Consider the following 13,185-nt stretch of genomic DNA (forward strand, 5'->3'; position numbering starts at 1 on the left):
GTCATACATGGGACTGGTAAAGGTATTTCAAGATTTTGTTCTTCCTTCGTTAAAATGAGTGCGATGTCTGCATCTTCAATAATGAATCGAAGGCGCTCTGCTGGTAAGGTCCCATCTAGTGGAACATATATAGCACCCGCTTTCCAAATACCAAATAACGCTACAGCGACTTCAGGTGTACGCCCCATCATCACCCCTACACGCATACCTGGTGTAATTCCTTGCATTTGTAGACTTGTTCGAACTTGATCAGCCTGCGCATATAGAGCTTCATAAGTTAAAAGATATTCACCTGTTTTAATGGCAATGTGATTTGGTGTTCGGCTTACCTGTTCTTCAAATTGCGATAGGACAGTCTGTAATAGTATAGGAGAATTCAATTGTTCTCTTTTCTTTAAAAATACAGTAGTTTCTTCTTCATCCCAGAAAGAAATTCCACCTAAGGGCATATCGAGATTTTTTATCAACTGATTTGCTAAGGACATGATATTTATAAAAATAGTTTGAATTTCATCTTCCATAAAGTAAGCCGAGTTATAATTAAAACATACTTTAATTTCAGACGAACTTTCATAAGTAAACTCAATATACAGTGTAGGATTGGTTTCCAGTATGCTTTGCCCTGAATATAAATTTGAAAGTGAAACAGCTATATCAAAGACCCCTAAACCAGGAGCATCTGCTTCTAATTGTAATTCTTGACTTAATTGACGGATAGAAAAACTTTGATTCACAATCCCATTGACATATTGTTGACTGAACTTATTTAATACCTCTACAAAAGTATCTCCTTCAGAAATAGATAATTGTAGTGGGATTATTTTTTCAGAAGAAGCAGTTTGAATTGGGACACCAATTGTAATGAAATCCTCAGAGGTATATTTTTTTAAAGCAATCATGATGAAAGCATTTATAAAAACAAATAATTTTTGTATACTGCCTTCAGTTAATTTCATCATTTTCCCTGAAAGGTCCTCTGGTAAATAAAAAGATTTGCTTAATCTTGCTATATTTATCTTACTTTTAGAAATGCTATTTCTTGAAAATGAATTGATCGTTGATTCTTCAGAAAAATGTTCCAGCCAATACACTTTTGCTTTTCTAACTGAATTTAATATAATCCCGTTATTCATTGTTGATGCCTCCCTAATCTTTAAAATTCAAATGAAAGAATCTCAATTTTATCCTCAACCTGTAATTCACTAACTAGAATCTCATTTAGTGGTAGTAATGGATTTGAAACTAATTGATTAAGAATTTCATGAAAGCTATCAATGAAACGTAAAATTGTCTCTTCTTTATAAGCTGCTTTAGAATATTCAAAAAAGGCACTCATTTGCTGTCGACTTGTGGTAATAGACAGCAATAAATCGTATTGTGCAGTTTGATTAGGTATGTCTAGGATTTTATATTCCCATTTATTAAAAGTTGGTTTTTTAAAATTTTGAAATACAAACATATTTGCTTGAAAAATAGAACTTAGTATCTCATTTGCTATTTCTGGCTCGTCATATAACCTCTCGAAAGGGAAATCTTGACACGCATAAGCCCCAATTAAAAAAGATTTCATTTGTTCAAGAACTACTTTAAAAGTCATTTCCTCTTCCAAATGGCTGCAAATAGGTACGACGTTTAGGAGTGGTCCAATCATTTTTTGTATTTCATGAATTTTCCTTCCAGCAAATGGAGCAACTGATACTATATTGTTCTGACCTGAATAATGATAAAGGAAAACTTGGTAAGCAGAACATAGAACCATATATGGCGTAACATCGTATTGATGCGCTATTTTTTGAAGACCATGTACAAGTTTTGGCGGAATTTCAAAAAACACGCGATTACCCTCGAATCTATTTTCCAACGTTTTTGGAAAATCCAGTGGCAAATTTAATTTTTTTATATTTCTCATATTCTGTATCCAGAAAACAAGCTCTTCTTCACTTATTTTTGAAGTTTGATCCTTCCATAATGCATAATCTTTATACTGGGTTACCAAAGGCTCCAAGACTTCACCTGCATAAAGAGCATCTAATTCTTCCATAATTAAACTAATAGAAGTACCATCCGAAATAAGATGATGCATATCAAGAATTAATAAATGAGTTGTTTCTTCTATACGATACAAACCAATTCGAAAAAGACCATGCTTTTGTAATTCAAATGATCGGATAAAAGACTGAATTGTTTGTTCTACTTCATTAAGAGTTATAGATCCTGTTTCTAATTGAAAGTCTAATTGTTCATGTATTTTTTGGTAAGGAATACCATCAATTTCAAAAAATGATGTTCGTAAGATACTATGACGTGTAATCAGTTTATTTATTGCAGATTCGAATTTTTGAATGTTCATATTTCCATCTAATTGAATGGCAACAGGTACATTAAATGCTGTGTCGCTATCTTTAAATTTACTTCGTATATAGATTCGCTTTTGAGAAGGAGATAAAGGATAATAAGGTTGCTTATTTTCAATAGGAATTGTGCATAAAGTTGCTTTCGGCTGTTTTTGCAATTGAGTAGCTTGTGCGCGAATTGTTGGATGTGAATATATTAATGAAAGTGGTGCATCTAAGCCCATTTGACATTCAATTTCAATAGCCAATTGTGTTGCTTTTAATGAATCTCCGCCTACTTCAAAGAAATGATCTTCAACTCCAACGTTAGTTGTTTCTAGTATTGTTTCCCAGCATACTAATAGCGTTTTTTCCAGTTCAGAATCCGCTCTCTCTTGTCCTGCTTCCTTACATTCATTGATCATTAAACTTTGTAGCTCTTCTTGAATCTCATCAAATTGACCAAGTTGATAGTGCTCTTTTACTAGAAAACGTTGTTTTTTTGTACTTGTTGTTTTAGGAATTTTTCTAATTGGCAATACCGCATCAAATGAAAATCCAAATTGTTGCATAGTTGTTTTTTGAACTGATTTGACAATATCCGAAAAGTCTGATAATTTATCCTGATGATACTGAATAAAGGCTATAATCTGTTCATAATCATTTGAAATATTAACACTTACAATGATGATTTTTTCCGAATCTATATCTACCGCTTCTCCTATTTGATTTTCTAAATCATATGAATGAAATTTTTGTCCGTTCACAATCACTACATCTTTAGAACGTCCTACAACGACAATTTTGCCATCAATTATGAAGCCCAAATCTCCAGTTTTTAACCAAAGATCACCTGTAAATGCCTTCTCAGTGTCTTTTGGATTTTGATAGTATCCCTTTGTTACATTGTTACCCTTAATCAATATATGACCGACAACACCTTCCCCTACTTCTACTTGCTGATCGTCACATATTTTAAGGGCCAGAGAATCTAAAGGATAACCTTCATAGATAAGTGCAATGGCTTTTTCATCTGAAGATTGACAAATTTGCACTGATTGTCCAATTGCTAATTGTTCTCTGTTGTAATAACCAAATTGGATATATGAGCCAGGCTTAGGAAACGCTATTCCTAAACATGCTTCAGCCATTCCGTATACTGGATACATGGTATTTGCTTTAAGATTGTAGGGTTTTAAAGAATTTATGAACCGTAAAATTGTAGTTAGTGAAATAGGTTCTGCACCGTTAAAAATTAAACGAACGCAAGATAAATCCCAATCGAATATCTTTCCAACCTTCATGCGTTTCATAAAAAATCGATAACCAAAATTGGGTGATGCGGTTATTGTTACTCTATATTCGGAAATTTTCTGCATCCAGAGCATTGGTCGTCGAATAAAGAGCGCCGTGGACATAATGTTTAGTGTGATATTTAAGTAGAGAGGTGTTAAGAAAAAACCAATTAAACCTAAGTCATGCGTTAATGGCATCCAACTGAATGTTTGGTCTGCTGAAGTAATATGAGAAGCCGTTATCATATCTTGAACATTAGTAATCAAATTGTAATGTGTTAAAATACATCCTTTAGGTGCACCTGTGGAACCGGATGAAAATTGAATATAAGCAATGTCATTTGCTTCAACCTTATAAATTATTCCCCGCTGCATTTCACGGCTTAAGTATTCATAGTTTAAAATAAATGTAGGTTGAAGAGATAACGTCATTGCTATTTCATTTATATAAGGACTTTCCGTAATAATTTTTGGATTTTTTAATATTTGCCATACATTTTGTAGTTTCTTTCGTTCATTTTCGGTGTGTACAAGATGTATAGGTACGGCTACAATGCCCCCTAGCAAACAAGCTATAAACGTTTCAATGAATTTACAATTATCATTAAATTGAAAGACTAATTCATCTCCAGGTTCAATTCCATGTGATTGTAAGCTATGCAGTAATCTTAAAGATCTTTCATACAATTCAACATAAGGAATATATTGATCTAAATCCTGTCCTTCAATAAAACGAATTCCATTATTTGTTTGTGCTGCGTTTTGTATAACCTCCACTAAATTACTATATTTCTCCAAAATGGCTCCTCCAATCATAAACAATTAAAATTTAAAATTAGTTTTTAGAATAAATAGAATTCATAATTTCCTCATTAAGATTTATTAAAATATTTACTAAAGATCTATCATTCTCTGCTATGACAACTAATTGTTTATGTCTTTCTTGCCAGTCTTCATTAGAAATACATTTTAACCTTAGTATTTCTGTAAAATGAAATAGAATTTGTTGCATTTCCTCATTCAAAATTACATTTTTATGTAATTTTTCATACATCTCGACTAATTCTTTATAATGATGTAGTATCATTTTTTGTGATTCTGAATTTTGAAAACCTTTATTTTGCGTACTAACAGCTATACTTATGCATTTTTTTAAAAAGCGATTATGTGGAGAAATCAGTGTTAATTGTCGCTTTACTTGTTCCAGCTCCGTAAGTTCACCAATAGAATACACTTGAGCATTTGGCAAGTGATTTTTTAAAATATTTGATAATGACGTTCCAGGGCCAACTTCAATAATGTCAGTTATATTTTGTTGATGTAAAAAATTCATACAAGCAACCCAATCAACTGGTTGAACAATTTGACGAGAGAGCATCTCATGAATTAAAATATCTTGATGTGTATCACCCGATACATTGGACAATACATCAACTTCCGGCTTCCTAATTCTGAATTTTTTGATATATTTACCGAATAAAGTGGCAGGCTCTATCATAATTGAAGAATGAAATGGTGATGTTACATTTAAATAGATCACCTTTCCACCAGTTTTTTGTATTTGTTTTACCACTTGCTTTACAGCATCTTCATGGCCTGAAATTACAGTTTGATCTCTTGAATTATAATTAGAAATTTCTACGATATTATCTTTTCTAGATATATTCTCACAATGAGCTTGAACATCTGAAGAGTCCTGTCCTATAATCGCAGCCATTTTATAGTCACCAATAGACGCTTCTTGCATTAATTCTCCTCTAGTCCTGACAATTTCCAATCCATCAGTAAAAGAAAATGTATTTGCAGAAACTAAAGCAGTCAATTCACCTAAACTATGTCCTAACAAAATACGGGGATGTAGATCCAAATTCTCTTGTAAAATACGAAATGTAGCATAGCTGACCACAAATACAGCCAACTGAGTATACTTTGTTTGCATTAATTGATCAGTATGCTTACCAAAGCAATATTCTTTTAAATCTAGTTGTAAGTAATCACTTGCTTCTTCAAAAATAGTTCGTGCAGTTTGATGCTGGTAAAATAGGTTTTTTCCCATCCCTGGAAATTGAGAACCTTGTCCTGGAAATACAATTGATATTGTCATAAAACACCTCGTTTAAATGATTAAATGATTAAATGGTTACATAAAAATAGTGAAATTAGACAACTTAATGCATTATATATTTCTAGTTAAATATGTCAAAAAATTCTATATATTAAATATATATCTAAAACTAAAAAAATTCAAACATAAAAATTTAATATACATTTAATAAATTATTATTAAAAAGTTCTTTTCATTTGGAAGTAACTAAATAAAATTGTTAATAGTATCAATTCACCTAGAAGGAAATTAAAATAATTGAGGAAAACAATTCAAGAAATGTAGAGCAAGGGGTGTTCATAATTATTAACTATTTCACTAAAAAAAGCCAATAGAAGTCTATCACTTCTATTGGTTAGTAAAATAATTTATCAAAAATCAAAAGATTCAAAGGGCATTTGAATCTAATTACTCAAAATGCCCTTTGTATATTTCTGGATTGTTGAATTAACGATAGTATCTAACTCTTCTTTTAATTTTGGACAATCCCAATTAACCTTATATCATTTAGCTTTTTTATTCGATACTAATAAATAATCAAGTGCACTCATTCTAGTAAGCTTATGAGTAAATTTTATAGCATCTGCTTGAGAGTCGAACAGAAAGTTTTCGAGTTCATCTGTTGGTATATATTGATCAGCGATTTTTCGTTTTAGTTTTCGTACAGATAAAGTGTGTGAATCCTCTTCATATAAAATAATAGCACCCACATTCCGATAAAGCGTCTGGTCAATCGTTGCGACAACTTTCACATTTGATCCTTTAAATTCTGTTAAATCTATCTGCATGTATTTACCAACCTCCTCTAAACTTACATTCTATCTCTATATATCATTGTCCTTCTTTTTCAGCAGTATTTTCTGGATATTCCATCCAAACAATTCTACCCTAAACTAGGAGTTGTTGGAGGCCGATTTCAGCTCTAGCTCAGCCCCATGTGAACCTGGCGCTCTTTTTAAAGAGAAAATAGCACAACCTAGCGCACATAAAACTAAAATGGCACCGAAGCTAGCTAAATGCGTAACCGATCCTGTAACAGCAAACATAGCTCCACCGACAGCTGAACCTATGGATATACCGATTTGTAATGCAGCTGTATTTAAGCTTTGTTGAATACCCGATGTTTTCGGATCAGCTTGTATTAAATAACTTTGTAGTGGAGGTGTAAGTGCCCAGCTAAGTGCACCCCATAAAACTGTTACGACTAAAAAGAGTGGTAAAGCAATAATCGTGTAAGGAATACTAAATAATACAACGGCAAATGTAGAGACAATAATTAGAATGGCTTTACCAGTACCAATTTTGTCACTTAGCCAACCACCTAGAGCATTCCCACTGACAGACGCGATTCCGAAGATTAGATAACAGATACTAATCCAAGAGGCACTCATATCAAATGCTTCTACTAAAAATGGTGTTAAATATGCGTAAAGCATATAATGACCAGCCAGCATAAATAGTGTTATTAATTGTGCACTTAAGATTTTTAAATTGGCTAATGATTTCATTTGAGCCTTTAATGGCACAACTTCTACAACTGGCATTTTTTCAAGCAGTAACGCAATAAGAATCATAGATACAGTTGAAAGAAGCGCAATTCCTAAGAACACAGTTCTCCATCCAAATGCTTCTGCCACAAATATCCCCATTGGCACACCGATGACAAGTGCAGAACTGACACCCATGAACACAAGCCCTAAAGCTTTTGCACGATGTCTTGGTTCAACAATTTTTGTTGTAATCGTTAAGGATAAAACGATGACCAAGGCAGTACTCATTGCTGTGAAAATTCTAGCAATCATGACGATCAAGAATGTCGTACTAAAAAACGTCATCAGATTACCTAAAGTAAAAATAAATAAAGAAATAAGATAAAGACGCTTCCTTTCCACTTTTGCAGTTAATGATAAAAGGACAGGCGCAGATATTGCATAGACAAGAGCAAATAGTGTAATTAATTGTCCCGCTGTTGCTAAGGACACATTTAAATCCTCTGCAATTGTTGGCAATATACCACCTACAATTAATTCCACCAATCCTACCGCAAAGGTAGTAACGGCAAGAATATACACTCTCCAATTCATAGTAATCACCCTTCTATTACACTTTCATTTTTGTAGGGAGATTTAAAAGAAAAAAATCCTGACTACAAAAATAAAGCAAAATTTTTGTAGTCAGGATTTTATGGTTCCTGGTAGAGACCCTCAATCCATATCATTGAGGTTATACAGATCAACTATTTACGTTAGATATATTAGCATATTGAATTTTGCATGACAACATTTTTTTATATTCTCTCTTCCTTATCATCCATAAAATCGGTTCACTATAGCACTTTCAATCATTGAAATGCAAACGCTTACCTAATAAAAAATCATTTCAAGAGAGAGAAATTTTAGATTTTGCTTATATTTTTTTAAGTTTGACCATACATACTAATATAACGAAACATTGCGAGGTGATTGTTTGCGTATAGTAGGTTTAGTATGCTATTTTTTATTGTTGTTTTATGGTGTAGAACCAGTAGTAGAAGAGCTCTCAATCGATAAACCAGCAATCATTTCTCCTAGTGCGAGCAAACAGCAAGTCCCCATAAAAGAAACTGTTGAAAATTCAACAGTTTGTATCTATTACCCCGCTTATAAAGTTTGCAAAGCATTATCAGCAAACTAAAAAAGTAAAAAAGAGGCCCCTCAAGTGCCTCTTTTTTTACTGAAAGTCCCAATTTATTTTATTTTGGACCGATATGGAAACGACTAAACGGATATATTGTTAATTTAGCTTCACCATAGATGGCATCTTTAGAAATCAAGCCATAATGGCGGCTATCAGAACTTTTTAAACGGTTGTCCCCCAGTACAAAATACTTACCCTCAGGGACCTTTTTTTCATTTACTAATTGCTCTAACGTGAAATTTTCTGTAATACGTAATTGATTAGGATCATCTGTTTGACGATTCACATAATCTTCTTTATAAGCTTTGCCATTTACATACAAAACATCGTCTTTCATTTCAACTGTATCACCTGGCAGGCCAATTACTCGTTTAATATATAGTTCATCTTCTGTTGGTGATTGAAAGACAATTTGATCAAAGCGGTCAATTTTACTCATTTTACTTACAATAATAAGATCCTTATCATGATAAGTTGGGTACATAGAAGCACCTTGCACTTTAATCGGTGCAAATAAAAATTGCTTACAGCCTAAAACAATAATAGCTGTAATTACAATAATTTTAAGATAGGATATTAATTCTTTTTTGAAACTTGTTCTCTCTTGTTGCATGCTCATTCCCCGATACTGTTTTTTTATAGTATAACATTTTCTACAGTATCTTGACGAATTAATCACATAAATTGTTTCAAGTTTACCAAAATAGCTCATCACCAGAATGTGAGGTTGATTTCGTTCCGACCGGGCGCTTTCCTGGGGACGCCAATAAACAAAGGCGGTCCCCCTACTCGTTTCGCTCCATGGTTTCATCTGTGACGCTGTAGCCCATGTGAAAACCATTAACCAAAGAAACGCTCAGCTCCAAAAGAAAACTGATCGGGTCGGCTCAAGATCTGATCCGGTCAGCCGGAAATCTGATCAGATCCTAGGAGAAACCGAACGGGTCAGGCCAAGATTTGATCAGGTTAACCGAAGAACTGCTCAGGTCCGAAAGTGATTAGGTCAGGCCAAAATCCGCGGATACGTTTTAACAAATGTCATCCCCAATTTTTGGTGACGAGCCACAAAAAAATAGACAAAGCTTCTTAATAGCTTTGCCTATATGCATTCTATTCTTTTGTTTTTCGATTATGAATGGTTACTTTGCGTAGTAGAGTGGTGTTGCTCATTCATTAAGTCTACTGCTAAAACAATACCGGTATGTAATGCAACTGCTAATAAAATTGTGCCTATGATCATCACAATCACTCCCTCAACCATTTCTAATGCAATTATACACTAAATTTTCTGATATTTCAAACATTTGAATGAAATAAAAAACCATTCAACTAGGCATGCACCCTACCTGAATGATTTTTTATGTTTTACATGAAAATTTTTAAGCACAATAGTTGTAAATGACGTATAGCGGAACTGACTGGTTTTTTTTGAACTTTACGCTTAGGCACATAGCTTTGCATGCAATTATTTAGAGCTGTATACCTAAGCACCTGGGTCCTCCCATTCATTGTTCTCCCTCCCTTCATTGTCAAAAGATTTACAGCTATCACTCAAATTGTCACTCCTAAGTATTTATTGCAAACTGGCTTTTAATTCCGATTTGATTTTTTCTAGCTCTGTCTCTTCAGGGATAAAATACCATATGTGGTCAATTGTTTTGCCATTTCCCTCTTTAAACGACAACTGTTCAATATTACCATCCATTTTTTTATAAATACTTTGTAGTTGGATTAAGTCCTTCATCGTAAAATTCATACGAACATTTTTTCCTACTACATCAAGCATATCTGTAGCCTTTAACAATATAGAAGGTGTCGACGAGGCTTTTTTCAGAACCGCTTCAATAATTTGTCGTTGGCGAATTTGACGACCAAAATCACCACGTGGATCTTCATAACGAATACGTGAAAAAATTAGTGCCTTATCACCGTCTAAAGTGACCTCCCCCTTCGGATAATGGTAGGAGTCATAGGTTAAATCCATGTCATTCTCAATTGTTACGCCACCAATTGTATCGATAATTTGCAGGAAGCCCTCCATATTAATAAACACATAATAATCAATTGGTATATCTAAAAAATGCTCAACTGTATTCACCGCCATTGGGACGCCTCCAAATGCATAGGCATGGTTGATTTTATCGACAGAATTGTGGCCAATAATTTCTGTACGAGTATCTCGAGGTATACTGAGCATCTTCATCGTGTGTTTTTCAGGGTTCACCGTAATAACAATCATCGTGTCTGAACGTCCACTGTCATTTTTACGTTGATCCACTCCAAGCAATAACACAGAAAATGGGTCTTTCTTTGTAACTATTTTTTTTTCTTTATTGTCATCACCTGTCGTTTCAATTAATGGTGTATTTATTTTATTCATCGTTTTATGGATAGTGTAATAAGCAGTACCTATAAAAATTAAAAAAATTGTTAATAAGCTACCTACTATCCAAAGCCAAATTTTTTTCTTGCTCTTTTTTTCCTTAGAGCGTTTGATATTTTTTTCCATACATAAGTCCTCTCTTGCAAAATTTACCCCTCTTTTTGACGTTTTAAGTTGGAAAAAAGTTAATATGGCTAATTATATGCATATTGGACGAAAAAAAGACGTACACTAGTATTTACTAAATATACGATAAAGTATTCTTTGATTTGTAAATGATCCCTCTTTATTAGTGTCAGCTAAATTTATAAAAAAGCGACTTACATAATTCCACTATGTTTATACGAAATTTTACTAGAAAAGAAACCTCACAAAATTAATAAAAGATAGCAAAAAGCTCAACAGCTTTACAGTGCCCTGAGCTTTTTTAGCAGACATCAATCAATTATGCCTCTGCATAATTGCGTCCAGAATCGGCTTTGTGCTTAGGTCTGCAGATGTTTTTTGCGCGAAAGCGAAGCGTCAGCCGCAGATGTTTTTTGCGCGAAAGCGAAGCGTCAGCAGCAGATGTTTGGACACCCGCTGAAAGAAGTTATAGATTAATCATTATAAAGTTTAAAGCTATATTGATCGAAATATCGTTGAATACTCATCGCTGCATATTGGATAATTTCCACCATTTCAGGAAGTTTCTCAGCCGTTGGTTTCCGATAAACTGGGCCAGCTAAGGTTAAAGAAGCAATAATTTCACCTTTGCTATTAAAAAGTGGTACACAAAATCCCAAATACAGAGTGAGAATATTCACCTGTCGTAAAACAGTAAAGATGATGGGCCATATGTTTTTCCATTAAAAAAGCCGTTCCACACTGAAACGACCTTTTTGTTTATACACTTTTGTCTTGTGCCTTGCATTAGTTTTTCTTGAATCTGCAATAATATGCAATCATCCTTACATTTCATTAGCAATCTGTTTGACAATTTCATCAATAGTTGGGATAGCTGAAGTTTTATTGGCCTGTGTCAAAATACTAAAGATATACCACTTGCCACTTTTTCCTTTTACATAGCCACTTAAAGCATATGTTCCAGAAATATAGCCTGTTTTAGCAGATACACTATAGCCCTTCATCCGATTTTCTAAAGTCGCACCAACAAGGCTGCCCTTTCCACCTGCTAGCGGTAGTGCATTTAAATATGAGTAATACCAGGATTTACTTCGAACTTTATATAATAATAGACTTTCTTGCATACTACTTACTCGGTTTTGATGGTTTAAACCTGAACCATCTTCAAAATACCACTGCTCCATAGTAAGCCCATTATCACTACCATATGTACGAATTGCTTGGATGCCAGCGGACCAGCTTCCTTCCCCGAGTAGCTCTCGTCCAAGTTGTTTTGTCAACATATCACCCATGCCATTAATGCTTAACTTTAAATATTTAAAGTTAATATCAGTTAATGGCTTTGAATACGAAATACCTACTCGCTGTGCATTTTCAGGTACCTTCCCAGTTTCAAGAGGTATTGTTTGGATCCCTTTTGCTACTAATTTTTCACGAAATACATCGAGTGCATACAGGGTTGGATCATAGACAGTGACATATGTACTTTTCTGTGAACCTGCTGGTAAATTACCCGTTACAATGATTCGATCTGTACCATATTCTCTTGTAATTTTTACAGTGCTTTTCTCACCCTTTTTAACAATTTTTGTTTTGTTAACAACTGGGATAGTACTTGCAAACGGAACAAGCTGAACATTAGCCGTAGTGCCAACCTTTGAGCCTGTGACTTTCACTTGCACATTTGCAATATCATATTGATCATTTGGCGAAATCGTTAACGCTGAAATACGTGAAGCATAAGGTTGATCCTCTTCTTGAGGTACAATACCCTTCGGTAAGCGATCTGCATCAAACCAAGTATCATCCCCGATTAAGGAACCCGTAATTTTAGAGATACCCATTTTTTTCAGGCCATTGGCGAATGACTCTAAATGACTAGGTAAAAGCGTTGGATCTCCCTCGCCCTGTAAATAAATATTACCGTAAAGTACACCATCTTCAATTGATCCATCGACATATGTCTTCGTAGCAAAGCGATAATCAGGTCCTAATAAATCCAATGCAGCGGCACTAACTAAAAGCTTATGCGTAGAAGCAGGGCGTATCATTTTTTCACCATTATTATTGTAGAGCACATTCCCTGTTTCTAAATCTCGTACGGTAATGCTGTACTCGTTGTTCTTCCAATTCTTCGCAATAATGCTATTCACTTTTGTTGTCATCATTTGCTCACTAGCACCTGCCTTCTCAACAAAGATGATGGTCGAGTAACAGACCATTAAAATCATTATTAAAAAATTAATTTTCTTTTTCATAGACCCTCCA

10 protein-coding genes and 1 riboswitch are annotated in these 13,185 nt (G+C 34.0%); of the genes, 1 reads left to right on the forward strand and 9 read right to left on the reverse strand.

Translation table 11 applies throughout. The features are described 5' to 3' along the window. The 5 genes from ACIQLB_RS12390 to ACIQLB_RS12410 form a co-directional block, all read right to left on the reverse strand. Positions 1–1,133, reverse strand: a 1,133-nt coding sequence (locus ACIQLB_RS12390; protein WP_400725885.1) for an AMP-binding protein, incomplete at its 3' end; no start/stop codon positions are given. 20 nt (positions 1,134–1,153) lie between these two features. Continuing rightward, positions 1,154–4,426 (reverse strand): condensation domain-containing protein, encoded by a 3,273-nt coding sequence (locus ACIQLB_RS12395; protein ID WP_400725887.1) that lies wholly within the window; start codon positions 4,424–4,426, stop codon positions 1,154–1,156. Positions 4,427–4,463: 37 nt separating this feature from the next. Continuing rightward, a complete protein-coding gene (fabD, locus tag ACIQLB_RS12400; protein ID WP_400725890.1) occupies positions 4,464–5,732 on the reverse strand; it encodes an ACP S-malonyltransferase in 1,269 nt (422 codons plus the stop codon). 503 nt (positions 5,733–6,235) lie between these two features. Further along, positions 6,236–6,520, reverse strand: a complete 285-nt coding sequence (locus ACIQLB_RS12405) for a hypothetical protein (protein WP_400725892.1) — start codon at positions 6,518–6,520, stop codon at positions 6,236–6,238. Between the two features lie 105 nt (positions 6,521–6,625). Next, positions 6,626–7,816: an MFS transporter gene (locus ACIQLB_RS12410; protein ID WP_400725895.1), complete on the reverse strand. Its 1,191-nt coding sequence runs from the start codon at positions 7,814–7,816 to the stop codon at positions 6,626–6,628. 67 nt (positions 7,817–7,883) lie between these two features. Beyond that, a riboswitch (purine riboswitch) is annotated at positions 7,884–7,983 on the reverse strand. A gap of 215 nt (positions 7,984–8,198) precedes the next feature. Here ACIQLB_RS12410 and ACIQLB_RS12415 point away from each other — a divergent pair. Further along, positions 8,199–8,405 (forward strand): hypothetical protein, encoded by a 207-nt coding sequence (locus ACIQLB_RS12415; RefSeq protein WP_400725897.1) that lies wholly within the window; start codon positions 8,199–8,201, stop codon positions 8,403–8,405. 58 nt (positions 8,406–8,463) lie between these two features. Here the strand turns inward: ACIQLB_RS12415 and lepB are convergent, their stop codons facing one another. The 4 genes from lepB to dacB all read right to left on the reverse strand — a co-directional run bounded on the left by lepB (position 8,464) and on the right by dacB (position 13,175). After that, positions 8,464–9,021 (reverse strand): signal peptidase I, encoded by a 558-nt coding sequence (gene lepB / locus ACIQLB_RS12420; RefSeq protein WP_053483949.1) that lies wholly within the window; start codon positions 9,019–9,021, stop codon positions 8,464–8,466. A gap of 516 nt (positions 9,022–9,537) precedes the next feature. Then, a complete protein-coding gene (locus ACIQLB_RS12425; RefSeq protein WP_400725901.1) occupies positions 9,538–9,648 on the reverse strand; it encodes a transcriptional regulator in 111 nt (36 codons plus the stop codon). Between the two features lie 333 nt (positions 9,649–9,981). Beyond that, positions 9,982–10,917, reverse strand: a complete 936-nt coding sequence (locus ACIQLB_RS12430; protein ID WP_400725904.1) for an LCP family glycopolymer transferase — start codon at positions 10,915–10,917, stop codon at positions 9,982–9,984. A gap of 824 nt (positions 10,918–11,741) precedes the next feature. Then, positions 11,742–13,175, reverse strand: a complete 1,434-nt coding sequence (gene dacB, locus ACIQLB_RS12435; RefSeq protein ID WP_400725907.1) for a D-alanyl-D-alanine carboxypeptidase/D-alanyl-D-alanine endopeptidase — start codon at positions 13,173–13,175, stop codon at positions 11,742–11,744. Between the last annotated feature and the right edge of the window lie 10 nt (positions 13,176–13,185).

The sequence above is a fragment of the Lysinibacillus sp. NPDC092081 genome, from assembly GCF_044755845.1.
Lineage (GTDB): Bacteria > Bacillota > Bacilli > Bacillales_A > Planococcaceae > Lysinibacillus.